Source organism: Caulobacter sp. ALps2 (genome assembly GCF_058681635.1).
This window is the reverse complement of the sequence record NZ_CM178743.1, coordinates 640739-667517: the sequence shown is the minus strand read 5'-3', so window position 1 is coordinate 667517 and position 26779 is coordinate 640739. Positions and strand designations below refer to the sequence as shown.

The window sequence follows — 26779 nt, the reverse complement described above, 5'->3', positions numbered from 1 at the left end:
CCTTCCCCCATCAAAGGGGGAAGGGAGACGGTAGGCGCACACCGGCCTAGACCTTCGCCTTCTCAAACGTCTCCCGCACCAGCCCCGCGATTTCCCGGCACGCCCCATCCGCGGCCGGAATCGCGCCGGTGAACGCCGTGAACCCGTGCGCCAGACTGTCGTAGCAGCGGTACAGCACCGGCACGCCCGCCGCCTGCAGCCGCTTGGCATAGGCCTCGCCCTGGTCGACCAGCGGATCGAAGCCGGCGGTGGCGATGACGGCGGGCGCCAGGCCTGTGAGGTCGGCGGTCTTGTCCGGCGACAGGCGCGGATCGGCCGGGTCGGCGTCGGGGCCTATGTAGTGGCCCATGAACCAGTCCATGGTCGCGCGGCTCAAGGGGTAGGCATCGGCATAGGTGGTCATGGACGGCGTCTCGCTGGCCACGTCCACGGCGGGATAGATCAGGATCTGGGCGGCCGGCTGCGGTTCGCCCTTGCGCTGCAGCTCCTGGGCGATGATGGCCGCGAAGTTGCCGCCCATGCTGTCGCCGCCGATGGCCGGCGGGACCGCCGCGGCGCCAAAGCGGCCGGTGTTGTCGCGCCCCCAGCGATAGACGGCCAGCACGTCCTCGAGGCCGGCCGGGAACTTGTGGTCCGGCGCCAGGCGGTAGTCGACCGAGATCACCGCCGTGCGGACGATCCGCGCCAGGATCGAGCAGAAGGCGTGGCAGGTCTCGAGATCCCCGATCACCCCGCCGCCCATGTGGGCGTAGACGATCAAGGGCGCTGTGCTGTCCTGGTTTTCCGGCCGATAGGCGCGGGCCGGGATCGAACCATTGGGGCCTTCGATCGACAGGCTCTCGGTGCGCACGCCCGGCTCCAGCGGACCCTGGACGGCGGCCAGGCCCTTGGCGCTGCCGGCCACGGCCTCGGCGGGCGACACGCTGCTCATCGGCGGCAGCTTCTTGGCCGCGTGGGCGAAGAACTGGAAGCGGGGGTCGAGGGTGCGGCCGCCGCGATAGACGACCCCGCCACCCGACATGGCCCGCAGGACCGGGCTGGGCAGCGACAGGATCAGCTTCAGGATGGTCTTCTGGGCGGCGTCCGAGGCCATGATGCTAACTCCCCACTCTTTGTTGTTTTCTTTGGTTTCTTACAGTCTCGGCAGGGCGGGCAGCCCGCCCAGGATCAGCTTGACGGCGAAGTCCGCCGCGCCCTCGGTGTCGACGGGCCGCCGCTCCAGCATCTTGTCGCCGATCTCGCGGGCCACCGCGATGCAGGCGGTCGTCAGGTAGTCGAGGTCGACGGGCGGGGCGTGCTCGCGCTCCAGCACCCGGGCGAAAGCCTCGCGCACCTCGTCGAACACGGCCACCACCTCGGGCGTCGAGCGGGCGTGCGGGATCTGCTCGCCGGGCGGACGGTCCATCCGCCAGGCCTCCTGCTCGGTGGCCACGAAGTTGAAATAGGCCAGGATCGCCCCGCGCACGAAGCTCTCGAAGTCGGTGGCCTTCTCGGACTGTTCGCGCAGCAGCGGCCGGAAGCGGCGGGCGCCGTCGTCGGCCAGGGCGTCGAACACCTCCTCCTTGGACTTGTAGTAGTTGTAGAAGGTGCCCGAGGCCAAACCCGTGCGTCGGATGATGTCGCGCACCGTGGCCGCGTCATAGCCCAGTTCGCCGAACACCTCGCGCGCGGCGTCCAGGATCGCCTGGCGATTGGCGGTCTTGGTCCGTTCCCGCTTGCCCGGCCGCTGGTCGACATGGGGCTTGGGGAAATAGGCGATATTCGACATGGGGCGCGACTCAAGAGCGGGACGATGATGACGCCCCGTCACGATCACAGCCTTACTCTGCGGCAACACGCAATACCTTAGCGGCGCGCGGTTGAATCGGCAGGGGATTACCTTTGGATTTCGCGCGCTTGATCCCGCGCTTCAGCTCCTTGCGAAGGTCGTAGGCGTACTCTCCGCAATTGATCTGGATGGTGTGGCGGGCCGAGGCGACATAGTGCGACTTCACCGCCCGGTGCATGGCGTCGCGCTCGGCGACCATGGTCGCGGCGTCCGGCATGGCGTAGCGGCCGGTCAGGTAGGCGGCGATCAGTTTCGACTGCTCCTCGGCGATCGGCATCATGGCGCACAGCGGCTGCACCAGGGCGACCATGAACAGGTTGTCGAAACGCGGATCGACCATCCGCTTCCACAGCGCGATGTCGTTGTCCGGCGCGTCCAGGGTCAGGGTGTCGAAGAACGGAAAGGTGATCTTGTAGCCGGTGCACCAGATCACCGCGTCGGCCTCGACCACGCTGCCGTCCTTGAAGAACACCTGCTTGCCGTCGAATCGCTCGATGTCGGGCTTGATCGCCACGTCGCCCGAGCCGATGCGGTTGTAGAGCTCGTGGCTGATGGCTGGGTGGGAGGCCCCGAAGTCGTGGTCGGGCTTGGGCAGGCCGTGGTCCTCGGGCCGGCCGTGCACGGCGGCGATCTTCTTCTCCAGCATTCGGGCGACCATCTTGCCGGGCAGGATGCGCGACAGCAGCGGCGGATCCTGGCTGGGGTGGTTGTTGAAGTGGTCCAGCACCTCATTGCCGAAATAGCGCGGCACGACCCAATAGCCGCGGCGCACCGACAGATAGACCGCGTCGGCGTTCTCCTTGCGACCCAGCTCGCAGGCCAGGTCCAGCGCCGAATTGCCAAAGCCGACGATCACCACCTTCTTGCCGCGCAGGTTCTCCGGCGTGGCGGGGTCGATGTAGTAGTGGCTGTGCATCTCCAGCCCGTCGAACTTGCCGGGCGGTTTCGGGTCGGGCCAGCGGGGATCCCAGTGATGGCCGTTGGCGACGCACAAGACGTCGTAGAGCCGCTTCTCGCCGGTCTCCAGGGTGATCTCCCAGAGCCCATCGTCGCGCCGCTTGGCCCAGGTCACCGCGCACTGGAAGGTGATGTGCTGGCGGAAGCCGAAGTGATCGACGTAGCTGTCGAAATACTTGGCGATGTGGCTGTGGTGCGGATAGTCCGGATAGTCGGCCGGCATCGGGAAGTCCGAATAGGCCATCTTGTCCCGGCTGGTGTTGATGTGCAGCGAGCGATAGGCGCTGCTCATGCCGTTGCGGTTCTGGAACACCCAGTTGCCGCCGATCCGGTCCGAGGCCTCGAAGCAGTCGAACGGTATGCCCGCCGCGTACAACTGCTTGCAGGTGGCGATGCCCGAACTGCCCGCGCCGATGACGCAGACCCGGGGCAGGGCGAAGGCGGCGGAGCCGTCGGCCATCGAGCTTCCTCCCGTCGCCGGTGAGCCAGCGACTTATCGTTGTTCAGGAAGCATGCGCCGCTGGTTGGAGGCGTCAATGTTTACGCGAGGGGAACATACCAACACCCGATCTTCCCGGCGAAAGCCGGGACCCAGATGGAAGAGCGCTGGGGTGGGTTCTAGGAGCGCCGAGCCTTTCCAGTCAGCCCAAGCGCCTTGAGATCTGGGCCCCGGCTTTCGCCGGGGAGACGGGATCGGGCTGGGGGAAGCGCTCAGAGCCCCTTCACCGGAACCTCGATCTCCCAGACCGCCTCGCTGATCGCCTCCAGCTTCTCGCGATACAGCGCCGAGGCGTCGTGGAGGCCCTGGTTGTAGTAGTACGGCCCCAGCCGCTCGCTGATGAAGTCGAGCAGGAACTCGGCGTCGAAACCCTTCACCTCCAGGTCCAGCTCGGTCCGCAGATAGTCCGACAGCCCCCCGACCAGCTTGGCGCGGGTGTCCTTGTCGAAGGTGATCTTGGGCATGGAGACTCCTTTGGTGGAGAGGTACCTCACTTGCCCCCTCCGCGCCTACGGCGCTCCTCCCCCGGAGGGGGAAGAAGACCGCCGCGCGTCTTCTGCCCCCTCCGGGGGCGGACGATCGCGAAGCGATCAGGTGGGGGCCAGCAGCGGCTCCGTCTTGATCTCGGCCAGGGCCGCGACGGGCAACCGTCCGCCGGCCGCCTTGGCCCGCGCCTGGCCCTTGGCGATCTCCTTCTTGAGGTCGGCGCAATAGACGTTGAAGTCGACCTGGATGGTGTGGCGGGCCGAGGCGTAGAACTGGCCGGTGTGGCGTTCCTCGTCCTTGACGATGATCCGCCGCATCTCGGCTTCCGACGGTGGGGCGTACTCGCCGGCCAGGTAGGCGGCCGCCAATTTCGCCTGCTGCTCGGCGAAGTTGACCAGCGTGGGCAGCGGCTGGGCCAGGCCCATGAAGAACAGGTTCGGCACGCCCGGCTTCATCATCCGCTTGAACAGCGGCAGGCGGTGGTCCGCATCCGGCAGCAGGGCCGGGTCGTCGAAGAACGGGAAGCTGATCTTGTAGCCGGTGGCGAAGACGATGGCGTCGACCTCCTCGACCGTGTCGTCGGCGAAGCGGACCCGCTTGCCTTCCAGCGCCTTGATCGCCGGCTTGAACTTGATGTCGCCGCAGCCGGCGCGGGTCAGGAACTCGCCCGAGACCGACGGGTGGGCCTCCAGCGGCTCGTGGTCGGGCTTGGGCAGGCCATAGTCCTCCATCCGGCCGATGGTCTTCTTGATCACCGAGCGGGCTAGCTTCAGGCCCAGCGCCTTGGGCATCCAGGCGGGCATGGCGGATTTGTCGGCCGGCTTGCCGTTCAGGTATTTCGGGAACACCCAGACCCCGCGCCGGGCCGAGACCCACAGGTTTTTCGCGATCGGCCGCTGGGCGAGCTCGCTGGCGATGTCCATGGCCGAATTGCCCATGCCGACCACGACGACGTTCTTGCCGCGCATGTCGACCGGATCGAACGGGTCGCTATAGGCGTGGGCGTGGAAGGCGGGGCCGTCGAACTCGCCGGGATATTCAGGGATGCGCGGATCCCAATGGTGGCCGTTGCAGACGAAGAGCACGTCATAGAGCCGCGTCTCGCCGGTCGACAGCGTCACCGACCACAGGCCCTCGTCCGTGCGGCGGGCGGTCTCGACGCGGGTGTTGAAGGTGATGGTCTCGCGCAGGCCGAAGTGATCGACATAGTCCTTGAAGTACTGGAACAACTGCGCGTGGTGCGGGAAGTCGGGCCAGTCCTTCGGCACGGGGAAGTCCTCGAACGCCAGCCGCCACTTGCTGGTGTCGATATGCAGGCTCTCGTAGCAGGCCGACATGCCGTTGGGGTTCTTGAAGTACCAGTTGCCTCCGATCTCGTCGGACATCTCGAAGCAGTCGTAGGGGACGCCGTGGTCCTTCAGCCGCTTGATCGTGGTGAAGCCGCTGCAGCCCGCGCCGATGACGCACGCCTTGGGGAGCCTGGTCGTCATCGCGCCCTCCTGACTTATCGTTGTTCAGGAGCGTATCAGCGTTATGTGGGTCGGCAAGCGGACCTTAGGTCAGCGGAAGCGGGGCGCGGTGTAGGTCGCCTTACACGAGGCGGCGCACTGTGCGTAGAAGCCGCCGCAGCTGCCGTCGTCGCCGTCGACGCCGCAGAAATAGAGCTGCTTGGCGCACGAGGCCCGGCACTGGCCGGCGTCACCGCCGGGGCGCGAGGCGGCCAGCGGGACCAGGGGCTGCAGGACGTAGCTCTGGGTGTCTGGCGGCGCCTGAGAGGCCATGGCCACCGGCTTGGGCTTGGCCACGACCTTGGCCGCCGGCCCGGCGAGGGCCGGGGTGGCGAGGGTCAGGACCAGCAGGGCGAGCAGGGCGCGGCGCATGGGGCCACTCTAGGGGAACAGGGTAAAAGCCGGATTAACCATGTTTCTCCTTCTCCCCTTGCGGGAGAAGGTGTCGACGCAGTCGACGGATGAGGGGTTGAAAGGCCTGTCCGGACAGCGGAGCGCGACCCCTCACCCGGCCCTTCGGGCCACCCTCTCCCGCAAGGGGAGAGGGAACTATGCCTTCAACATCTCTCGCCCGGCCCACACACTATGCGTGCCGCTGCTGAGCTTGTGCGGCAAGGCGACCCGGCAGACGATCTTGAACGTCTTGGCGTCGACGATCGCGCACTCGGACGTTCCCTTGTTCTCGTCGATCAGGAAACTCACCAGATACCCGTCGTCCTCGTCCACGGCGCCCACCTTCGGCGCGAACGGCGCCTCGCTGGCGTACACCCCCTCCGGCAGCTGAATCTCCCAGCTCTCCCCCGTCTCCAGGTCGTGTTTCACGAACCCGTTAAACAGGAACCAGCCTGGCTTGCTGGTCGTCGAATAGGCGTAGCGATACGGCTTGCCGGCGTATTTCTGGTTGAACATGCCGAACTCAAGCACCCGGTCGTCCAGATGCTTCTCGGTCGTCTCGCCGGTCTTCAGGTTGAAGCGCCAGCGGTGCAGTTTCGGCATGAAACTGTGCTCGTCCAGATAGGCCATCAGATGGTTGTGGCCGTCGGGCGCGGTTTCCAACGGGCGCGGGATCGGGTTCTCCTGGAAGTAGCCGTCCAGCACCACCTCGTCGCCGTCCTCGTACGCATTCAGCCAATGCAGCACGTAAGTCGGCGCCGCTTCGAACCAGCGCGGTTCGCCGCCCTCGCGCGGGACCAGGGCGAAGCGCGAGGGCAGGCCCTTGTGCAGACGCACCGCGTGGACGCCCTTCGCCATCAGGTCCTGGTCCCAGAACACCGGCAGGTCGTTGAGGATCGCGTAGCGCGCCGAGAAGGCCATGTCGTGCGGCAGGCGCGGGCCGGGCAGGGGCACGCCCTGGTAGACGCTGCGTTTTCCGCCGGCGTCGACCACCCCGTAGTGCATGTAGGGCCAGGTCTTGGAGTAGTTGAAGAACATCAGCTCGCCCGTGGCCTCGTCGACCTTGGGGTGGGCCGAGACGCCCTCCAGCGGCGCCCAGGCCGCGACACCAAGGTTCTCCAGCGTCAGGGGATCCAGCCGATAGGCTTCGCCGCACTGGTAGAAGGTGGCGATGGCCTCGCCGTTGTGGACAACGATGTCGGTGCTGGCGGTGTCCTTCAAGGACCCATGAGCGCCAAAGCCTGGCAGCTTGGAGGTTCCCGGACCGTCCATCAGCCCGCCCCACAGCCCCATCCCGGCTTCCTGTTCCGCCTCGAAGCACCGTGTACGGATGAAGCGGTTGCGGTAGGTGGCCTCGCCGCCCTTGAACTCGATCTGGCAGACCATGCCGTCGCCGTCGAACGGGTGGTAGCGGCCGACCGGATCGTGGACCGGGTTCTCGGTGTTGCGCAGATAGACGCCGTCCAGGTCGGCCGGGATGGCGCCTTCCAGCACCGTGAGGTCCCAGGCGTTGACCTCCTCGTGCAGCGGCGTCCAGGCGCCGGTCATGTACGGGTGGTTGGTCGGCGACAGCGAGGTCCGCACCTTGGGCAGGCGGTCGACTTTCATGGCGGTTCCTCCTTGTTGAGGCGGACCCTGACTTAGTCAGTCTGCTTGTGCAAGCTTGCCCTGACGTCCACTCAAGAGGATGGGCAGGCATAGGAGGCCCATGACCGCGCCGGCCGTCCAGACCAGGCCCGGGAACCAGTCGCGGCTGGCGAAATAGACCTGGGCGATGACCACCGGGCCGATGACCGAGGCCAGGCTGGCCAGGCTGGCCATCACGCCCTGCAGCCGGCCCTGTTGGTCCTCGCCCACCTGGGCCGACAGCAAGGACGCGATGGCCGCGTGGCCGATGCCGCCCAGGCAGAAGAACGGCAGCAGCGCGAACGCCATCCAGCCCTTGTTGGCCAGCGCGATGGCCAGATAGGCGAAGGCGTCGCAGACGATGGCCATGGCCAGGGTCTTGCGCTCGCCGAAGCGCTCGGCGACCGGGCCGGCCACGAAGGCCTGGGCCAGGGCGGTGAACACGCCGAAGCCCGCCAGCGAGAAGCCGACCGTCCATGGATCCCAGGCGAACTTGTCCTCGCCGTACAGCACCCAGATCGTGCCGCCCACCTCGCCGACGATGGCCAGCAGGACGAAGGCGGCCATCAGCGGCAGCAGGGCCGGGAACGCCGTCGCCCAGCGCAGCGAGGCGAACGGGTTGAAGGCCGCCCGGTCGAACGGCTTGGCGCGGCTCCGCGCCAAGGTCTTGTGCGACTCCGGCAGGACCAGGAGGGCCATCAGGAAGTTCAGGCCATTCAGCGCCGCCGCCGCCAGGAATGGCGCGCGCGTCCAGACCTCCCCTAGGAACCCGCCCATTACCGGACCCAGGATGAAGCCAACCCCGAACATGGCGCTGAACAGGCCAAATCGGCGGGTGCGCTGCGCCTCGGGGGTGATGTCGGCGATATAGGCCTGAGCGACGGCCATGTTGGCCCCGGTGATCCCGGCGATGGCGCGGCCGACGAACAACCAGGCCAGGCTGGGGGCCAGGGCCATGAACACATAGTCGATCGCCGCGCCGGCCAGCGAGACCAGCAGCACCGGCCGGCGGCCGACCTTGTCACTGAGCGCGCCCAGCACCGGCGCGCACAGGAACTGCATCAGGGCGTACAAGCCCAGGAACGCCCCGAACCGCCAGCCTAGGTCGCCGGTGTGACCGACCTCGCGCAGCAGGCGCGGGATGATCGGCATGACCAGGCCGATGCCGACGGCGTCGAGCATCACGGTGGCCAGGATCAGGGGAAAGGCGAGTTTGGCGCGGCTCTTAAACGGATCGGGCATAAAATTTATCATCGATAAAGTTCCTTATCGGCGATAAAGTTCGGATCGGCCGCGAGGTCAAGCTGATTCACATCGAGGCGCATGAAAGTCGATCGCCAACGCATTCTCGACACGGCGCTGGAGCTCCTGAACGAGGTCGGGATCGACGCCCTGTCGACGCGGGCCATCGCCCAGCGCCTGGGCGTGCAGCAGCCAGCCCTGTACTGGCACTTCAAGAACAAGCGCGCCTTGCTGGACGCCATGAACGGCGAAATCTTGGCGCGGGCCTCGGACGCCCGCACGCCTCGGCCGGACGAGGGCTGGCAGGACTTTCTGAGGCGCAACGGCCGCGGCTTCCGAGCGGCCCTGCTGAGCTACCGCGACGGGGCGCGCGTGCATGCCGGCACCGAGGCCGCGCCCGACGATCTGGACCATGTCGAGATCCAGATCCGGCATCTGACGGCGGCGGGGTTTTCTCCGGGCCAGGCTCTGCAGCTGTTCGTCGCGATCAGTCGCTACGTCGTCGGCTGCGTGCTGGAGGAGCAGGCCTCGCCCATTACCGGTTCAGCGCAGCAGGCGCGACTGGACGACGCCGCCCGGGCCTATCCCGCCTTGGCCGAGGCGATCGCCGACTACCGCAAGAGCGACCACGCCGGCCTTTTCGAGCGCGGGCTGGACCTGATGGTAAAGGGCGCGGAGACGGAGCTGGCTACTTCGCCGCGCTGACCCGCCACACCACGTTCCCGACGTCATCGGCGACCAGCAGCGCGCCGGCGCCGTCCACCGTCACACCCACCGGCCGCCCCTGCGCCTTGCCGTCCGCGTCCAGGAAGCCGGTGAGGAAGTCCTCCACCGTCCCGGCCGGTTTCCCGCCGGCGAAGGGCACGAAGATCACCTTGTAGCCGGCCTGAGGCTTGCGGTTCCACGAGCCGTGCTGGCCGACGAAGACGCCGTCCTTGTAGTGCGCCGGGAAACTTGTTCCCGTGTAGAAGGTCAGGCCCAGCGAGGCGGTGTGCGAACCCAGGGCGTAGTCGGGAACCATGGCCCGCTCGACCATGTCGGGCCGGCGCTCAGAGTCGCGGACCCGCTTGTCGACGTGGCGGCCGTAGTAGCTGTAGGGCCAGCCGTAGAAGCCGCCCTCGCGCACAGAGGTCATGTAGTCGGGCACCAGGTCGTTGCCCAGTTCGTCGCGCTCGTTGACCGCGGTCCATAGCTCGCCATTGGCCGGGTTCCAGCCCATGCCGTTGGGATTGCGCAGGCCGCCGGCGAACAGGCGCTTGGACCCCGTGGCCAGGTCGACCTCGAGGATCGCGGCGCGGTCGACCTCGTTGGCCATGCCGTTCTCGCCGACATTGCTGTTGGAGCCGACCGTGGCGAACAGCTTGGTCCCGTCCGGGCTGGCGATGATGTTCTTGGTCCAGTGGTGGTTGATCGGCCCGCCCGGCAGGTCGGTGACCTTACGCGGCGCGGCGGTGATCTGGGTCGTACCGGTGGCGTAAGGGAAGGCGACGATGGCGTCGGCGTTGGCGACGTAAAGCGTCTCGCCGACCAGGGCCATGCCGAACGGCGAATAGAGGCCGGTCAGGAAAGGCGTCTTCACCTCGGCGACGCCGTCATGGTCGGCGTCGCGCAGCAGGGTGATGCGGTTGGCGCTGGGCACGCCGGCCCCGGCCTTCTTCATCAGCTTGGCCTCGAAGAAGCCCTTGATCCCCTTGGGGGGCTCCTTCTTGGGCGGCGCGTTGCTCTCGGCGACCAGCACGTCGCCATTGGGCAGCACCAGCAGCCAGCGGGGATGGTCCAGGCCGGTCGCGAACGGCCGCACGCGGAAGCCGGCCGGGGCGCGGGGCGTGACGCCAGCTGGCCAGCCGACGACCTCCGAGACCTTCACGGTCGGAATCAAGGTGCGGCGGGGCTCGGGTAGGGCGGGGTTGGGGCCGTAGCCTACGGTGCTGTTCTGCTGGCCATTACTTTGACCGCAAGCCGCCAGCGCCGCGAAGGCGCAGCCGACGATCAAGATTTCGCGAACCTGACGGCGCATGGGCGCTTCTTCCTTCAGCCTGCGTTCAACGGGCATGGACTTTAGTGTGCTCTGGAGATTGATACGGTTCGACCATGGTTAAGTTCCAGTCCCGCATTTTTGATCGTCGCGGCCTGCTGGCCGGCTTCGTCGCCTTTGCCCTGCCGGGCGGCGCGTTCGCGGCCTCGCGCAAGGCCGCGCCCAAGCCGCCACCCCCACCTCCTCCGCCGCCTTTGGTGACGGTGCTGGGCGACTCGATCACGGCGGGCCTGGGCCTCGCCAGCAACATGGCAATGCCCGCCAGACTGCAGACGGCGTTGGACCGGATGAGCATCAAGGCGCGCGTGAAGGGCTTCGGGGTGCTGGGCGACACCAGCGCCAATGGCCTGGCCCGGATCGACCGCGTGCCGTCCGAGACCAGCGTCTGCGTGATCGCCCTGGGCGGCAACGACCTTCTGCTGGGCATGGAGCCCGCGATGACCAAGGCCAACCTGCGGGCCATCATCCAGCACCTGAAGGAGCGCAATGTCCGCGTCGTACTGGCTGGGGTGAAGGCGCCCGCCCTGCTGGGCGTGGCCTATGCCCGCCGCTTCTCGGCCGTTTATCCAGACCTGGCGCGCGAGCAGCGGGTGTTCTACGCGCCGGACTTCTTCACGGGGGTGATCGGGGTGTCGCGCTACATGCAGCGGGACGGGATCCATCCCAATGCCGAAGGGGCGAGGATTATTGCTGATCGATTGGCGCCAGTGGTGGCGCAGGCGCTCAAAACCTAGGGCGTGACACTCACCCGTTTCCCCGGCTTTCGCCGGGGAAACGGTGTTGGCTCTACTCCACGATCGGCTTCTTCGCCGCCACGTGGTGCTGGCCGCCGAAGATGCGGCCCATCAGGCGGCCGGCGCGGACCGTCAGCCCGTCCATCAGGATGAAGACCACCGGGATGTAGAGCAGCGACAGCAGTGTCGAGGTGATCAGGCCGCCGATGACCGCGATAGCCATCGGAGCTCGGAATTCGACCTCGGCGCCCAGGCCGATGGCGGTGGGCAGCATGCCCGCGCCCATGGCCACGGTGGTCATCAGGATCGGCCGGGCCCGCTTGTGGGCCGCGTCGACGATGGCCGTGCGCTTGTCCATGCCGTGTTCCTTCATGGCCATGATCGCGTACTCGACCAGCAGGATCGAGTTCTTGGCCGCGATGCCCATCAGCATCAGGATCCCGATCAGGGTCGAGATCGAGAAGCTGGACTTGGCCAGCACCAGGAGGCCGAAGGCGCCGCCGATGGCGAGCGGCAGAGCCACCATGATGGTGATCGGGTGGGCGAAGCTACGGAACAGCAGCACCAGCACGACGTACATCAGGAGGATGCCGGTGATCAGCGCGCCCAGGAAGCCGCTGACCATCTCCTGGATGAACTCGGCGTCGCCCGCGGCCACTTCCTTGACGCCGGTGGGCAGGTTCTTGACCGAAGCCAGGGCGTGGACGCGCTTGCCCGCCTCGCCGACGACGATGCCGTCCAGCTCGGCGGTGATGGTGGCCACGCGCGAGCGGTCCTGGCGGTCGATCTGCGAGGGACCGGCGCCGAAGCGCACGTCGGCCACCGCGTTCAGCGGCACCGAGCCGGTCGCCGACGGCACCTGCAGGGTCTGCAGCACGGCGATGTCCTCGCGGGCGTCGTCGTTCAGGCGCAGGCGGATCGGCACCTGGCGGTCACCCAGGTTGTACTTGGGCAGGTTCTGGTCGACGTCGCCGATGGTGGCCACGCGCACGGCCTGGCTGATGGCCCCGGCCGAGACGCCGGCGCGGGCGGCCTGGTCGGGCTTGGGCGTGACGACGATCTCGGGACGGGCGATCGAGGCGGTGTTGACCACGTGGGCCAGGCCCGGCACGCCGCGCATCTCGGCCTCGACCTTGCGGGCCGCGGCTTCCAGGGCCGGACCGTTGTCGCTGAGCAGGCGCAGGGTGTAGCTGCCGCCGCTGGACGGGCCGCCGCCGTTGTTGCTGCCCGCGCCGATGCGCGCGCCGGGGATCTGGGCGAACTGGTCGACCATCTGGCGGCTGAAGGCCTGCTGGCTGATCCGCTGGCCCTTGTCGGTCAGGTCGGCGGTGATCTGGCCCTTATTGACGGCGTTGCCGCCGACCGAGGCATAAACCCCGACCACTTCCGCGCGGGCGCGCAGCTCGCGGGTCACGCGCTGCACGACGGCGTCGGTCTCGTCCAGGGTGGCGCCCGGCGGCAGCTCGACCGAGAACTCGGCCCGGCCGCGGTCGGCCTGAGGCTGGAACTCGAACGGCAGGCGGGTGGCCAGGAAGATCGAGATGAAGAACATCGGGATGCCCATCGCCAGGACCTTCCAGCGATTGTTCAGGCCCCAGTTCAGGCTCTTCAGGTAAGGACCCATCCACGGCGGGTCCTTGTCCTCGTGCTTGGCGTCGGCCTTGAGCATGTAGGCGCCCATCAGCGGCGTCAGCAGGCGGGCGACCACCAGCGAGAACAGCACCGAGATACAGGCGGCCAGGGCGAACGCCTTGAAGAACTGGCCGATGATGCCGGGCATGAAGCCCACGGGCGCGAACACCGCCACGATGGTGAAGGTGGTGGCGACGACGGCGAGGCCGATCTCGTCGGCCGCCTCCATGGCCGCCGCATAGGGGCTTTTGCCCCCGCGCATGTGGCGGACCATGTTCTCGATCTCGACGATGGCGTCGTCCACGAGGATGCCGACGGTCAGCGACAAAGCCAGCAGGGTCACGCCGTTCAGCGACTGGTTCATCGGCGCCAGGATGGCGAAGGTCGGCAGCAGCGACATCGGGATGGCGACGGCCGACAGCAGGGTGGCGCGCCAGTCGCGCAGGAACAGCAGCACCACCAGCACGGCCAGCACCGCGCCGATGATCAGGGCTTCCATCGAGGCGATGTAGCTCTCCTCGATGTACTTCACGTTCGAGGTGATCTCCTCGATCGTCAGCTCGGGATGCTCCTTGTCGAGCGTCTCGATAGCCTTGCGAACCTTCTCGGCGGTTTGGACCTCGGAGGCGCCGCGCGAGCGGACCATGTTGAAGGTCACGACTTCCTGGCCGTCGTAACGGGCGCGCGAGCGCGGCTCGGCCCAGTGGTCGGTGATCGTGCCCAGGTCGGCCAGCCGCACGGCGCCGCCCGAGGCCAGGGGCACGCGGGTCTCGCGCAGCTGTTCGACCGTGCCGGCCGCGCCCAGCGTGCGGATGGCCCGCTCGGCGCCCGAAATGGTCACCCGGCCGCCGGGCAGGTCGGCGTTGGACGAGACCAGCGCCTGGCTGACGGCGGCGGCGGTGACGCCTTGCGCGGCCAGGCGGTCGGGCGCCAGGGCGACCTCGATCTCGCGGCTGACCCCGCCCTGGCGGTTGACCTCGCCGACCCCTTTCAGGGCCAGCAGGGCGCGGCTGACGTCGTTGTCAACGAACCAGCTGCGCTGCTCGGGCGTCAGGGTCGGAGCCTTGACGACATAGGTGATCAACGGGTCGCCCGAGATGTCGATCCGGGTGACGATCGGCTCCTGCATGTCCTGGGGCAGGGAGCCGCGCAGGTTGGACATGGCGTTGCGCACGTCGTTGGTGACGCGCTCGTGGTCCACGCCCAGCTCGAACTCGATGAAGGTGGTCGAGGCGCCGTCGACGACGGTGGAGTTGATGTGGCGCACCTGGCCAAGGCCCGCGATCGAGTCCTCGATCAGGCGGGTGACCTGGGTCTCCAGCTCGCTGGGCGCGGCGCCAGGGCGCACGGCCGTGACGACGACGAACGGCAGGTCGACGTCGGGGTTGTTGTTGATCCGCATGCTCCGGAAGCCGGCCAGGCCGGCGATGGTCAGGAGCAGGAACAGCAGGATGACGGGGATCGGGTTCTTGATCGCCCAGGAGGAGATGTTGCGCATCGGTGCTGGTCCTTAGCGCGCGGGCTTGGGGGCGGGCGAGGCGCTGATGCGCACCAGGTCGCCTTCGCCCAGGAAGCCGGCGCCGTCGACCACCACGCGCTCGCCGGCGGTCAGGCCGGTGGCGGCGACGCGGTCGCCGGTGTTGGCCAGAATGGTGATGCGGCGGAAGTGGGCCTTCTTGGCGGCGTCGACCACGAACACGCCGGGGCGGTTCTCGCGGTACAGCACCGAGGCCGATGGCACGACCAAAGCGGGTTGGTCACCCGCATCGATCGTGGCGCGGGCGAACATGCCAGGACGGAAGCCGCCCATCGAGGTCAGCGCGATACGGGCCACGCCCAGGCGGTTCGTGGCGTTGACTTCCGAGGTGACGATGCGGACGCGGCCGGTCATTTCACCCAGCTTCTCCGAGTAGATCTTGGCCGGCATGCCGGCCTTGACGGCGGCCAGGTCGGTCTCGGGCAGCTCGGCGTCCAGCTCCAGGCGGCTATCGCGAACGATGCGGAAGAGCTCCGAACCGGCGGTGACGATCTGGCCCTTGGTGACGCTGCGGCGGCTGATCAGGCCGCCGACCGGGGCGCGGATCGAGGTCTGGCCCAGGCGCGCGGCGGTCTCGCCCCGGCTGGCTTCGGCGGCGGCCAGGTTGGCGGCCGACGTGCCTTGGCGGGCGGTGGCGGTGTCGAGGCCGGCTTGGCTCAGATAGCCCTTGGCCTGCAGCACCAGCACCTGGCCGGCCTGGACGACTTGGCCTTCCTCGGCATTGACCGCGACCGCCGTCAGGCCGCCGGTTTCGGCGCCCACCGGCACCTCTTCCCAGGGCGAGATCGTGCCGGTGGCGTTGATCTGGCGGGCGATGGGCTGGCTCGACACCGAGACGACGCTGACGGTCGCCGTGGCGGTGGGCGAGGACTTCGCCGTCTTCGCCTTCTTGTCGCCGCAGCCGGACAGAGCGATCGCGCTCACGCCCAAGACCAAGACCAGCGCGCTCAAAGTCGGGCGGCGCCCATTGATCCGGTAAAGCACGATATTCCCCAGCGACAGTTAGAGCCCTCGGCCTTCTAGCCGACAAACCCCCGGTCGCTGAGTTAATTTGCCGTAAGACGATAAATGAACTGGAGATCCTCCCCCGCTAGGGGGAGGGTCTTGGTTCTCAGAGCCGCTCCACGATCGTCACGTTCGCCAGCCCGCCGCCCTCGCACATCGTCTGCAGCCCGTACCGCGCGCCGCGGTCCCGCATCGCATGCACCAGGGTCGTCATCAGCTTGGCGCCCGACCCGCCCAGCGGGTGGCCCAAGGCAATCGCCCCGCCATTGACGTTGAGCTTGTCGGGATCGCCGCCGGTCACCTTCAGCCAGGCGGTCGGCACCGAGGCGAAGGCCTCGTTGACCTCGTAGAGGTCGATGTCGCCGATCTTCAGGCCGGCCCGCTCCAGCGCCTTCAGGGTGGCTGGGATCGGAGCTTCCAGCATGATGACCGGGTCGTGGCCGATCACGGTCATGCTGTGGATCCGAGCCAGCGGCGAGACACCCAAAGTCTTGAGCCCGCGCTCGTTGACGATCATCACGCCCGCCGCGCCGTCGCAGATCTGGCTGGAGGTGGCGGCGGTGATGCGACCGTCCTCGGCCAGCAGCTTCACCGACCCGATCGACTCCAGCGTGGCGTCCCAGCGGATGCCCTCGTCGGTATCGTGGCGCTCGGTCGCGCCGCCCTCCAGCGTCAGGTCGATCGGCACGATCTCGGCGGCGAACTTGCCGCCCGTCGTCGCGGCCATGGCCCGCTGGTGGCTCTTCAGGGCGTAGGCGTCGAGCTCCGCCCGCGAGAGGTCGTACTTCTTGGCCAGCATCTCGGCGCCGGTGAACTGGCTGAACTGGATGCCTGGATAGCGGTCCTCGATGCGCGGGCTTTTGTAGGTCCCGAAACCGTTCTTGTAAGGCAGCTGCGATGACAACCCCATCGGCACGCGGCTCATGCTCTCGACGCCGGCGGCGATGACGATGTCCATGGCCCCGGACATCACGGTGGCGGCGGCGAAGTGGATGGCCTGCTGCGACGAGCCGCATTGGCGGTCGACCGAGGTGCCCGGCACGCTCTCGGGCAGGCTGGAGGCGAGGATGGCGTTGCGGGCGATGTTCAGCCCCTGCTCGCCGACCTGGCCCACGCAGCCCATGATCACGTCCTCGATCAGGGCCGGATCGGCGTTGGCGCGCGCGACCAGGGCGTCCAGGATGACGCCGCCCAGATCCGCCGGATGCCAGCCAGACACCTTGCCGCCCTTGCGCCCGCCGGCCGTCCGCGCGGCCGCCACGATATAGGCTTCACCCATGACTTTCCTCCTCCTTGCCGGCGCGCGTTCGGGCGGCGAAACCGCACGCACTTTCGCCTCAGGCGCTGCCGTTGGAGGAAGTGAAACAGGCGTTCGAGGCTATGTCAGCGGTGACGCGGCGTCAGGGGCCATCTGTGGCGGCGCGGCGCGACGGCGGCGCACGGCCCCGAGGAACAGGGCGAGCATGACCAGGTAGCTGAAGACGCCGCCGCCGGCGATGTAGCCAGCGCGATTGGAGATCCGGGTGTCGAGCAGGGTGGCCAGCGTCAGGATCAGGGTCAGGCCGTGGAAACCGCAGGCCCACATCGGCCACCAACGGTCTGACCGCAGGGCGATGAACAGCAGCACCAGAAGCAGGGCCAGATCCACAAGGAAAACCGCCGTCTGCGGGCCGAACCACAGGCGGGTCTTGTAGAGCAGGCCGCTGGCGAGCCAGGCCAGGATCATGGCGCCCGCGGCCAGGCGCTCGGGCCAACCGCCGCGCCAGAGGGCCACGCCGGTCGAGATCAGCAGGGCGGCGAGGCTGATCCATTGATAGAGGTGGCTGAAGGACATCGCTTCAGGGTGGCGCCATTCTTCCAGATTGCAACGACCCCGGACAGCCAAGGCCCCGGACAGCAAAGGCCGAGACAGCAACGACCCTCATCGGCTGGAACCGACGAGGGTCGCGCGCCGCGCCAAGCGCGTGGGCAGGCCAGCGCCAGGTGGCGATGGTCTAGGCGGCGATGGTCAGGCGGCCGGCGGTCTTGACCTCGTCTCCGGGCTTTTCCGCGCCCTGGCCGAACGACACGGCCGCCAAGCCCATGTCGCGCTGGGCGACCGACAGATGCTTGTGGGTGGTGACGATGCCTTCGCGCGCCGCGCCCAGGGCCTGGATGGTGTTGATGGCCGACATCAGGGCGTCCTGGCCGATCAGGGCCGAGACACGGGCGGCCTGGCGGCTGCTGGGCATCAGGGCGGCGAGGGTGGCGGTGGTGGAGATGGCGGCGTCGATGGCTTTTTCCGCGGCGAACAGAGCTTCGGCCACGGTCTCAGCGGCTTCACGGCGTTGCTTGAGCATACGAAGTCTCCCTCACGCCGACGTCGTCGGCGCGTTGCCAGTGTTGATGATGATGGGATTGGCTCGCCCCGCTCCGCGGGCTGGTCGTTCTAGGGCAGAGGGAACAGGCTTTCCAACGCGTGGAGCCCCGCCAGGATCGAACCGAACGCTAAAGCGGTCACGATCATCACGGCCGCGATGAAGGCCAGCCGGAGGGGCAGGCTCAGGTGGTTAGATCGTCCTCCGGATCCGAAGAGCAGGATTCCGACAGGAACGTCTCGTCCATCACCGCGCTGGCGATGCACAGGATCTCGCGCATCACCAGTTCGTTCGGCTTGAACGAAGCCTGCTTGCGCGTTGCTTCCACCAGGTCGGGCACCATCGACGCGGCGGTCGGGGTGACCGCCAGGCTCTTGAGCTGGCGCTCGAGCTCGCTCCACGTGATCGGGGGCATAAGTTCGGCCGAATTCAGCCGGGGCCACATGTCCTGGAAGCTGCTCACTTCCCGGCGCAAATGCGTGGCTCGGCCGATCGCGTCCTTCTGATGGGGGGTCAACTCGTTCACTGGGAACTCCTTCCTCGATGAGGTCAGCTGACCGTGAGGAAGGGCGTTCGCCTAGCCGCGCCGTGTCGGACCCCGACGCGATCGGAGGGGGGGTAACGCCCGCCATTGGGGGGGCGCCCCTGTGATCGTAGCCACCCTGGCGGGCGCGATCGAAGACCCGGCGGGCGGCGTCGTAGCGGTCCGCCGCGCCGAGGCGCTTGCGGGCCTTGTCCAGGTGCCAGTCGACAGTGTGTTTGGAGAGGCCCAGTTCGCGGGCGATCTCCTTGGAGCTCATGTGACGATCGACGAGTCGAAGGCATTCGCGCTCACGCTCGGTGAGGCGGTCGAGGCCTTGGACCTCGTCAGAAACTGAAGGATCGCCCTTGTCCATCGCGGGGAACCTTATGCGAACGCGAGGCTTCGACAAGCCGTCGGAACATTAAACCTTGGCTATTAACCCTAGGGTAGATCGCCGATAGCCAACTTCGACGAGACCTTCCACAGGTCAACGCCGCCTTCCGAGGCATGGCTGTCGATTTCGGCCAACTCTTCGGCGGTGAACGACAGGGTGTTCAGCGCGGCCAGGGAATCCTCTAGCTGGGCCACCGTGCGGGCGCCGATCAGGGCCGAGGTGACGCGAGGATCGCGCAGCACCCACGACAAGGCCAGCTGGGCCAGGGTCTGGCCGCGACGCTTGGCGATGGCGTCCAGGGCGCGGATGCGGGCCAGATTGTCCTCGCTCAGCAGGTGACCGCCGAACGAGCCTTCCTTGGCGACGCGCGAGTCCGCCGGCACGCCGTTCAGGTACTTGTTGGTCAGCAGGCCCTGGGCCAGCGGCGAGAAGGCGATGCAGCCGACGCCCAACGTATCAAGGGTGTCCAGGAGTTCGTCCTCGATCCAGCGATTGACCATCGAATAGGACGGCTGGTGGATCAGCAGCGGCACGCCTTCGCTCTTGAGGATGGCGTGGGCCTGACGGGTCAGCTCGGGCGAGTAGGACGAAATCCCGACGTACAGCGCCTTGCCCTGGCGGTGCAGGTGAGCCAGGGCGCCCATGGTCTCTTCCAGCGGCGTCGTCGGATCCACGCGGTGCGAATAGAAGATGTCGACATAGTCGACGCCCATACGCTTGAGGCTCTGGTCGCAGCTGGCGATCAGATACTTGCGCGAGCCGCCGACGCCGCCATAGGGGCCCGGCCACATGTCCCAGCCGGCCTTGGTCGAGATCACCAGCTCGTCGCGGTGGGCCGCGAAGTCGCTGTTCAGCACCTTGCCGAAGTTCTCTTCCGCGGAGCCGTAGGGCGGGCCGTAGTTGTTGGCGAGGTCGAAGTGGGTGACCCCCAGGTCGAACGCCCGGCGCAGGATGGCGCGGCCGGTCTCGAACACGTCTGACCCGCCGAAGTTCTGCCACAGGCCCAGCGAGATGGCCGGCAAGTCGAGGCCGCTGCGGCCCGTGCGGCGGTAGGGCATCGACGAATAGCGGTCGGCGGCGGCGACGTACGGAGCTTGCACGGGACTATCCTATTTGGCGGGGATCAGGGCGTCGTGGATCGGCGCATTCCAGGCGTCGGCCTTGATGTCATAGACGATGAAGTCGCTGTCGAACTGCCAGTAAGCCCAGGCGAAACCGTGCGCTTCGGCTGACCGTGCGACAGCCTGGGTATAGGCGATGCGCGAGTCCATTGGACCTTTGTCGTAGGCTCCGAACTCGCCCAGCAGCACCGGCCGCCCTTCGGCCTTGGCCCAGGCGACGACGGTGTCGAAATCCTTGTCGATCCGGGCGCGCTCGTCCGGGGTCCCCCACGGTGTTCCGACCGGCGGGATCGGGCTGGCCCACGACGCGCCCTGGTGGGTGAACGGGAACGGATCGTAGTAGTGGAAGGTCACGATCAGGTGGCGGTCGGCCTCGGGCAGTTTCAGGTCCGCCAGGCGGTGCAGGCTGTTCCAGTTGGTCGGGCCGACGATGACGTTGCGAGTAGGGTTGGTCGCGCGGACGGCCGCCAGCAGGTCGGGGATCCAGGCGTTCCAGACCGGGTCCATCGTCCGGTTCGGCTCGTTCAGCAGCTCGAACACCACCCGGTCGGGGGCGCCCTTGTAACGCTCGGCCATCTGCGTCCAGAAGGCGGTTAGCTTGGGCTTGCAGGCGACCAGGTCGTCCTGGCAGGCGTTGAAGTCGTGCTCGTCCAGGATGACGGTCAGCTTGGCGGCCAGGCCCTGCGCGACGATCTTGTCGACGGTGGCCAGCCACTTCGGATCGAGGCGGTTGCCCGCATCCATGTGCTCGAAGGCGTGCAGGTTGACCCGCACCGTGTCGAAGCCGCCGGCCTTGATGGTCTTGAAGTGGTGATCCAGCTGGAAGCGGGCCTTGGCCGGGTCCTTCCACAGCGGGTCATAGCCCAGCACGTTGACGCCGCGCTTCATCGCCGCGACTTGGGCTTCCGGCGTGATCTCACGCGCGGCGGCGGGTAGGGCGAGGGCACCGGCGACGGCGGCCAGCGCCAGGATTTCGCGTATCAAAGCCATCGCGTCCTCCCACCTCCTCGTTGTGCGACAACGTTGTCAAATGCGGTCCGAAAGAACGGACCCGAAGGTCACGCCTCGCGGCGGGCCGCTTCGCTCTCGGTGGCCGGCGAGGCCGCGCGGATCAGCTCCAGCACGTCGACGATGATCTCGCGCATGGCCGCCGAGGCCTTGTCGGCGTCGCGGGCGATGATCGCTTCGGCCACGTCCTCGTGCGAGGGGATCGAGGCGGTGCGGCCCTTGATGCGGTTGGTGAAGCGGATCGAGATGCGCAGGGCCGTGTTCACCAGCTCGTGCAGCTCGCGATAGAACGGGTTCTTGGTCGCGCTGAGGATGGCGATGTGGAAGGCGATGTCGGCGGTAAGGGGATCGTCCTCGCCCTCGGCGGCGGCTTTCATGCGGCGCAGGCCCTTGCGGATCTCCTCCAGCCCCGCCTCGTCGGCGTTACGGGCGGCGAGCGCGGCGGCGGCGGGCTCGATCCCTAGGCGCATCTCGGTGAAATCGGCCAGCAGGCGAAGGCTGAACTTGCGCTCCAGCAGCCAGCGCAGCACGTCCGGATCGAGCATGTTCCATTCGGCTTCCGGCTCGACCACGGTGCCGTGGCGGGGGCGGGCGCTGAGCAGGCCCTTGGCGGTCAGCATCTTGACCGCCTCGCGGGTGACGGTGCGGCTGGCGCCGAACTGCTTGGACAGTTCACCCTCGGTGGGGAAGCCCACCTCGGCGTATTCGCCGGTCACGATGGCCTGACCAAGTTGCTCGACCAGACCGTAGGTCAAACTCAGACCAGGCTGAGTGCGCATCGGCGAATCTTCTTTCCTGCGGCGGCGAACAAATCGATTTCGCCGCTCTGTACCGTGTTTTGTTCCGACCGCGAATGGAGCGGTGGAGCTGAATACAGCCGCGCCGGGAGCGTTCGGCAAGAGCGTTCAGGTCGGAGGTCTGACCAAAAGAGAAAAAATGGGCGACCGCGCATGGCGCTGGCCGCCCGAATTGGTCTCACCACCAGGTGGCGTAGAGCGCGATCAGGATCAGGATGACCCCGACGCCGGCGATGTTGAAGCCGGTCGAGGTCTTGTAGCTGACCCCTTCCAGCGTCACGACGCTGACCGGCGTCTTCTGCGGGGCGACCAGCGAGACCAGCACGGCTCCCGCCAGCGACAGCAGGAAGACCACGCCCACGCGGTTCATGAACGGCATGGTGTAGATCGCCTGCTCCTGCAGGTACCAGAACAGGGCGGAGAGGACAGCCGAGCCGATGGCGGCGGTCAGGGCCCCGGCGGTGGTCGCCTTCTTCCAGAACATGCCCAGGATGAAGATCACCACGATCCCCGGCGTGAAGAAGCCGGTGAACTCCTGGATGAACTGGAACGCCTGCTCGGCCCCGCCCAGCAGCGGCTTGGCGGTCAGGACGCCAATGATTACCGCGACCACGGCGGCGATGCGGCCGACGGCGACCAGCCGACCTTCGCTCTGGTTGGGGCGCGCCTTGGCGTAGACATCGAGGGTGAAGATGGTGGCGATCGAATTGATCTTGGCCGCCAGCGAGGCGACGATCGCCGCCACCAGGGCCGCGAACACCAGGCCCAACAGGCCGGGCGGCAGCAGCTTCATCATCTCCGGATAGGCCTGGTCGGGCTTGATGCCTTGCGGGGCCAGGACCAGGGCGGCGATGCCCGGCAGCACCACGATCACCGGCATCAGCAGCTTCAGGTAGGCCGCCATGGCGATGCCCTTCTGGGCCTCCTTCAGGTCCTTGGCCCCCAGGGCGCGCTGGATGATGTACTGGTTGAAGCCCCAATAGCTGATGTTCATGATCCACAGGCCGCCGACCAGCACCGCGATGCCGGGCAGGTCCTTGTAGTGCGGATTGTCCTTGGCCAGGATCATGTCGAACTTCTCGGGGAAGGTCGTCGTCAGGTGGTGGAAGCCCGCCAGCACGTCGCCATTGCCGATCTTGCCCAGCGACAGCCAGGCGATGATCAGGCCGCCGGTGACCAGCAGGGCCACCTGGACGATGTCGGTCAGGGCCACGGCCTTCAACCCGCCCCAGAGCTGATAGGCCAGGGCGAAGACGCCGATGGCGGCGAGCGCCCACATCTGGTCCAGGCCCGTGACCGTGTGGATGGCGATCGAGCCCAGCCACAGGATCGAGGTCAGGTTCACGAAGACGTACAGACCCAGCCAGAACACGGCCATCAGGGTCCGCACGCTGGGGCCGTACCGCTGCTCCAGGAACTGCGGCATGGTGTAGACGCCGTTCTTCAGGAACACCGGCAGGAAGAACTTCCCGACGATCAGCAGGGTCAGGGCCGCCATCCACTCGTACGAGGCGATGGCCAGGCCGATGGCGTAGCCCGAGCCGCTCATGCCGATGATCTGCTCGGCCGAGATGTTGGCCGCGATCAGCGACGCGCCGATGGCCCACCAGGGCAGGGCCTTGCCGGCCAGGAAGTAGTCGGTCGAGTCCTTCTGATGACCGCCCTTGTCGCGGCTGACCCACTGGGCCAGGCCGAAGATGGCGACGGCGTAGACCGCCAGGATCACGAAATCGATGGTCTGCACGGTGTTCCTCCCCCGAGGGACTGTTGTTCTTGTGGGGACTAGACTTGGGCGTTCCAGGCCGCGACCAGGGCGGCGGCGCGTTCGCCGACCTCCTGGGCCGTGTAGCCGGGACGATAGAGCTCGCCGCCGACGCCGATGCCGGCCACGCCGGCCGCGCGCCAGGGCGCCAGGTTGGCCGCGCCGACGCCGCCGACGGCATAGACCGCGATGTCCTTAGGCAGCACGTCCTTGATCGCCTTGATGTGACCCGGGCCGAACGTACCCGCCGGAAACAGCTTCAGGGCTTTCGCGCCGGCCTTCACGGCGACGAAGGCCTCCGAGGGCGTGGCGAAGCCGGGCATGGCGGTCAGGTTCAGGGCGACGGCGCGAGCGATGACTTCGGGGTCGGTGTTGGGCGTGACGATCAGCTTGCCGCCGACCCCGGCGACGTCATCGACCGCTTGAGCCGAGAGCACCGTGCCGGCCCCGCACAGGGCCTGGTCGCCGAAGGCGTCGCACAGCTTGCCGATGCTCTCCAGCGGATCGGGCGAGTTCAACGGCACCTCGACGCCCTTGATGCCGGCGGCCACCAAGGCGGCGGCGATGTCGAGGATCTCGGCCGGCTTGACGCCGCGCAGGATGGCCACGATGGGGGCCAAGGGGGGCTGGGGAGCGGCGTTGGTCATAAGCTTTACCCTTGAACTCTGGAGATCGCCGCGAGCCCGGCGAGGACGGCCGCGTCGCCGCCGACGGTGTTGGTCGCGACGCCGATCTTGGCCAGCGCGTGCGCATAAAGATCGGAGAGGTGGCCGGCGCCGATCACGGTGACGACCTCCATCGGCCCGAACCAGTCGCGGGCGGCCGCGACGTCCGCGCCGATCAGCAGGCCCGAGAGGAAGCCCATGGCGTCAGCGGAGGACATGTCCTCCAGCAACTGGCGCGCGCGGGTCTCGAACATCAGGTGGGTCAGGCGCTGGGCGCCATGTTCGGCGATGCGGGCCAGGCCCTCGGCGAAACCCTCGGCCGAGCCGTCGGCCTGAGATCCGCCGCCCGCCGCCAGGGTCGAGTGCTGCTTTAGCAGGGCGAAGGTCTCGCCGACCGGGGCGGTGACGAAGCCCATGATCTTGCCGTCCTCGACCACGGTCCACTTGTTGTGAGTGCCGGGCAGCACAAGGAGATGGCGGCCGGCGCGCAAGGTCCCGTCCAGGGCCAGGGCGCCGAACACCTGGGTCTCCTCGCCGCGCATCACGTCGGGGCCGCCCAGCGGATTGGCGCACGACAGGCCCGGGACCAGGGTCACCGGTAGGCCGTCGGCGTCGAAGCGCAGGGCCTTGGCCGCCACCTCGGCCGGACCGGCCGGGCAGGCGGCGTAGGGCGCTTCCTTCCAGCCGATGCGCGAGCCGACCATGCCGCACAGCAAGGCGCCGGCCGGATTGGCCTCGCGCCAGTCGCCGACCAGATCGAGGAAGGTCTTCTCCGGCGTGTCGGTCAGGGCCGAGACGCCCGGGCCGTCGCGGCGATGGATGACGCTCTTGCCCTGGCGCAGCCACAGCCGCAGGCGCGAGGTGCCCCAATCGCCGACGATGACGATGTCCTGGTCCATCAGTGGCTTTCGCGGGTGACGACGGAGCCCGAGGCCCCGACCAGGAAGTCGAGATCCGCGCCCTGGTCGGCCTGCAGCACGTGGTCGACGTAAAGCTTGGCGTAGCCGCGGGTGTATTTCGCCGGCGGAGGATTGGCGCGCCAGGCGGCCAGTCGGCTCTCCAGTTCGGCGTCGCTGATGGCCAGGCTCAGCGAACGCGCCGGTCCGTCGAACACGATCTCATCGCCATCGCGCACCACGGCCAGCGGGCCGCCGGCGTCGGACTCGGGCGAGACGTGCAGGATCACCGCGCCATAGGCGGTGCCGCTCATCCGGGCGTCGCTGATCCTCAGCATGTCCTTGACGCCCTTTTCCAGCAGCTTGCGAGGCAGCGGCATGTTGCCGACCTCGGGCATGCCCGGATAGCCCTTGGGACCACAGCCCTTCAAGACCAGGATCGAGGTCGCGTCCACGTCCAGGTCCGGATCGTCGATGCGGGCGCGGAAGTCCTCGATGGTCTCGAACACCACGGCCTTGCCGCGATGCTTAAGCAGTTCGGGTGATGCGGCGCTGGGCTTCATCACCGCGCCGCCGGGCGCGAGGTTGCCGCGCAGCACCCAGATGCCGCTGTCGGGCTTCACCGGATCGGCCATGGTGCGGATGACCTCGGCGTTGAACACCTCGGCGGCCTCGTACTGGGCGCCGATGCGGTGGCCGGCCACGGTCGGGGCTTCGGGATCGAGCACGGCCTCCAGCTGCTTCATCACCGCCGGCAGCCCGCCGGCATAGTGCAGGTCCTCCATCAGGAAGCGGCCCGAGGGCTGCAGGTCGACCAGCAGCGGCACGTCGCGCGACAGGTGGTCGAAGTCCTCCAGATCCAGCTTCACGCCCAGGCGGCCGGCCAGGGCCAGCAGGTGGACGACGGCGTTGGTCGAGCCGCCGATCGCGGCGTGGACGCGCAGGGCGTTCTCGAAGGCCGCGCGGGTGGCGACCTTGGACAGGGTCCGGTCTTCCTTGACCATCCGCACGATGGTCCGGCCGGTCTCGTGCGACATCGCTCGGCGGCGGGCGTCCACGGCGGGGATGCTGGCGTTGTAGGGCAGGGACAGGCCCATCGCCTCGATGATCGCGGCCATGGTCGAGGCCGTGCCCATGGTCATACAGGTGCCCGGCGAGCGGCTCATGCCGCTCTCGGCCGACATGAAGTCCGCGAGGGTCATCTCACCGGCGCGAACGGCCTCGGAGAATTTCCAGACGTCGGTGCCCGAGCCGATGTCCTTGCCGCGGAACTTGCCGTTCAGCATCGGACCGGACGAGACGACGATGGAGGGGAGGTCGACGCTGGCGGCGCCCATCAGCTGGCCCGGCGTGGTCTTGTCGCAGCCGCCAAGCAGGACGACGCCGTCGATCGGATTGCCCCGGATCGACTCCTCGACCTCCATGGCCAGCAGGTTGCGGAACAGCATGGCCGTCGGCCGCATCTGAGTCTCGCCCAGCGACATGGCGGGGAATTCCAGCGGCAGGCCGCCGGCCTCCCAGACGCCGCGTTTCACATGCTCGGCGATCTCGCGCAGGTGGGCGTTGCAGGGGGTGATTTCGGACCAGGTGTTGCAGATGCCGATCACCGGCCGGCCGTCGAACACGTCGTCGGGCAGGCCTTGGCTCTTCATCCACGATCGGTGGATGAACCCGTCCCGATCCAGCTTGCCATAGGTTCCGCCGCTGCGCAGGCGCTTGCCCGCGGTGTCGTCGCTCATGTCCGTCCCTAATGCCGGCCCCTGAGGCCTGGCCC

The 26779-nt window shown here is 67.8% G+C and carries 24 protein-coding genes and 1 pseudogene; 2 read left to right on the top strand and 23 right to left on the bottom strand.

Features of this window, described 5'->3' with window-relative positions:
* Window positions 1-46: 46 nt before the first annotated feature.
* The 8 genes from ACW173_RS02955 to tet all read right to left on the bottom strand — a co-directional run bounded on the left by ACW173_RS02955 (window position 47) and on the right by tet (window position 8539).
* A complete protein-coding gene (locus tag ACW173_RS02955) occupies window positions 47-1093 on the bottom strand; it encodes an alpha/beta hydrolase (protein WP_492083401.1) in 1047 nt (348 codons plus the stop codon).
* 39 nt (window positions 1094-1132) lie between these two features.
* Window positions 1133-1768, bottom strand: a complete 636-nt coding sequence (locus ACW173_RS02950; RefSeq protein WP_454758674.1) for a TetR/AcrR family transcriptional regulator — start codon at window positions 1766-1768, stop codon at window positions 1133-1135.
* A 52-nt stretch (window positions 1769-1820) separates the two neighbouring features.
* Complete coding sequence (locus ACW173_RS02945; protein ID WP_492083400.1) at window positions 1821-3245, bottom strand: flavin-containing monooxygenase; 1425 nt, start codon at window positions 3243-3245, stop codon at window positions 1821-1823.
* Window positions 3246-3496: 251 nt separating this feature from the next.
* Window positions 3497-3748, bottom strand: coding sequence for a DUF2164 domain-containing protein (locus ACW173_RS02940; protein WP_492083399.1), 252 nt, complete (start codon window positions 3746-3748; stop codon window positions 3497-3499).
* Window positions 3749-3874: 126 nt separating this feature from the next.
* The gene (locus ACW173_RS02935) at window positions 3875-5260 is read right to left on the bottom strand and encodes a flavin-containing monooxygenase (protein ID WP_492083398.1); all 1386 of its coding nucleotides are present in this window, start codon (window positions 5258-5260) and stop codon (window positions 3875-3877) included.
* 69 nt (window positions 5261-5329) lie between these two features.
* Window positions 5330-5650, bottom strand: a complete 321-nt coding sequence (locus ACW173_RS02930; RefSeq protein ID WP_492083397.1) for a hypothetical protein — start codon at window positions 5648-5650, stop codon at window positions 5330-5332.
* Between the two features lie 177 nt (window positions 5651-5827).
* Window positions 5828-7279: a carotenoid oxygenase family protein gene (locus ACW173_RS02925; RefSeq protein WP_492083396.1), complete on the bottom strand. Its 1452-nt coding sequence runs from the start codon at window positions 7277-7279 to the stop codon at window positions 5828-5830.
* Between the two features lie 36 nt (window positions 7280-7315).
* Window positions 7316-8539: a Tet(A)/Tet(B)/Tet(C) family tetracycline efflux MFS transporter gene (gene tet, locus ACW173_RS02920; protein WP_492083395.1), complete on the bottom strand. Its 1224-nt coding sequence runs from the start codon at window positions 8537-8539 to the stop codon at window positions 7316-7318.
* 81 nt (window positions 8540-8620) lie between these two features.
* Between tet and ACW173_RS02915 the strand changes: the two genes are divergently transcribed.
* Window positions 8621-9244, top strand: coding sequence for a TetR/AcrR family transcriptional regulator C-terminal domain-containing protein (locus tag ACW173_RS02915; RefSeq protein WP_492083394.1), 624 nt, complete (start codon window positions 8621-8623; stop codon window positions 9242-9244).
* Here the strand turns inward: ACW173_RS02915 and ACW173_RS02910 are convergent.
* On the bottom strand, window positions 9228-10556 hold the full coding sequence (locus tag ACW173_RS02910; RefSeq protein ID WP_492083393.1) for a PQQ-dependent sugar dehydrogenase: 1329 nt from the start codon (window positions 10554-10556) through the stop codon (window positions 9228-9230). The genes ACW173_RS02915 and ACW173_RS02910 overlap by 17 nt on opposite strands.
* Window positions 10557-10630: 74 nt before the next feature.
* Between ACW173_RS02910 and ACW173_RS02905 the strand changes: the two genes are divergently transcribed.
* Entirely contained in the window at window positions 10631-11308 is a 678-nt protein-coding gene (locus ACW173_RS02905; RefSeq protein ID WP_492083392.1) for an arylesterase, read from the top strand.
* Window positions 11309-11360: 52 nt separating this feature from the next.
* On the opposite strand, the gene ACW173_RS02900 is transcribed toward ACW173_RS02905, so the two are convergent.
* From ACW173_RS02900 to ACW173_RS02835, 14 genes and pseudogenes are all read right to left on the bottom strand, one after another.
* The gene (locus tag ACW173_RS02900; RefSeq protein WP_492083391.1) at window positions 11361-14438 is read right to left on the bottom strand and encodes an efflux RND transporter permease subunit; all 3078 of its coding nucleotides are present in this window, start codon (window positions 14436-14438) and stop codon (window positions 11361-11363) included.
* A gap of 12 nt (window positions 14439-14450) precedes the next feature.
* A complete protein-coding gene (locus ACW173_RS02895) occupies window positions 14451-15401 on the bottom strand; it encodes an efflux RND transporter periplasmic adaptor subunit (RefSeq protein WP_492083390.1) in 951 nt (316 codons plus the stop codon).
* A gap of 187 nt (window positions 15402-15588) precedes the next feature.
* Window positions 15589-16761 (bottom strand): acetyl-CoA C-acetyltransferase, encoded by a 1173-nt coding sequence (locus ACW173_RS02890; protein WP_492083389.1) that lies wholly within the window; start codon window positions 16759-16761, stop codon window positions 15589-15591.
* A gap of 99 nt (window positions 16762-16860) precedes the next feature.
* On the bottom strand, window positions 16861-17316 hold the full coding sequence (locus ACW173_RS02885) for a hypothetical protein (protein WP_492083388.1): 456 nt from the start codon (window positions 17314-17316) through the stop codon (window positions 16861-16863).
* A gap of 160 nt (window positions 17317-17476) precedes the next feature.
* Window positions 17477-17821: a hypothetical protein gene (locus tag ACW173_RS02880; protein ID WP_492083387.1), complete on the bottom strand. Its 345-nt coding sequence runs from the start codon at window positions 17819-17821 to the stop codon at window positions 17477-17479.
* Window positions 17822-18023: 202 nt separating this feature from the next.
* Entirely contained in the window at window positions 18024-18365 is a 342-nt protein-coding gene (locus tag ACW173_RS02875; protein ID WP_492083386.1) for a hypothetical protein, read from the bottom strand.
* Window positions 18366-18585: 220 nt separating this feature from the next.
* Window positions 18586-18639: pseudogene (locus ACW173_RS02870) on the bottom strand (hypothetical protein); the annotation flags it as partial.
* A 164-nt stretch (window positions 18640-18803) separates the two neighbouring features.
* Window positions 18804-19814, bottom strand: a complete 1011-nt coding sequence (gene mgrA / locus ACW173_RS02865; RefSeq protein ID WP_492085877.1) for an L-glyceraldehyde 3-phosphate reductase — start codon at window positions 19812-19814, stop codon at window positions 18804-18806.
* Window positions 19815-19865: 51 nt separating this feature from the next.
* Window positions 19866-20867: a glycoside hydrolase family 5 protein gene (locus ACW173_RS02860; protein WP_492083385.1), complete on the bottom strand. Its 1002-nt coding sequence runs from the start codon at window positions 20865-20867 to the stop codon at window positions 19866-19868.
* A 68-nt stretch (window positions 20868-20935) separates the two neighbouring features.
* The gene (locus ACW173_RS02855) at window positions 20936-21664 is read right to left on the bottom strand and encodes a FadR/GntR family transcriptional regulator (RefSeq protein ID WP_492083384.1); all 729 of its coding nucleotides are present in this window, start codon (window positions 21662-21664) and stop codon (window positions 20936-20938) included.
* Window positions 21665-21860: 196 nt separating this feature from the next.
* Entirely contained in the window at window positions 21861-23426 is a 1566-nt protein-coding gene (locus tag ACW173_RS02850; RefSeq protein WP_492083383.1) for a sodium/sugar symporter, read from the bottom strand.
* Between the two features lie 38 nt (window positions 23427-23464).
* Entirely contained in the window at window positions 23465-24091 is a 627-nt protein-coding gene (locus ACW173_RS02845) for a 2-dehydro-3-deoxy-6-phosphogalactonate aldolase (RefSeq protein ID WP_492083382.1), read from the bottom strand.
* A gap of 5 nt (window positions 24092-24096) precedes the next feature.
* Complete coding sequence (locus tag ACW173_RS02840) at window positions 24097-25008, bottom strand: 2-dehydro-3-deoxygalactonokinase (protein ID WP_492083381.1); 912 nt, start codon at window positions 25006-25008, stop codon at window positions 24097-24099.
* Entirely contained in the window at window positions 25008-26744 is a 1737-nt protein-coding gene (locus ACW173_RS02835; protein ID WP_492083380.1) for an IlvD/Edd family dehydratase, read from the bottom strand. The genes ACW173_RS02840 and ACW173_RS02835 overlap by 1 nt, the downstream gene beginning before the upstream one ends.
* Window positions 26745-26779: the final 35 nt, after the last annotated feature.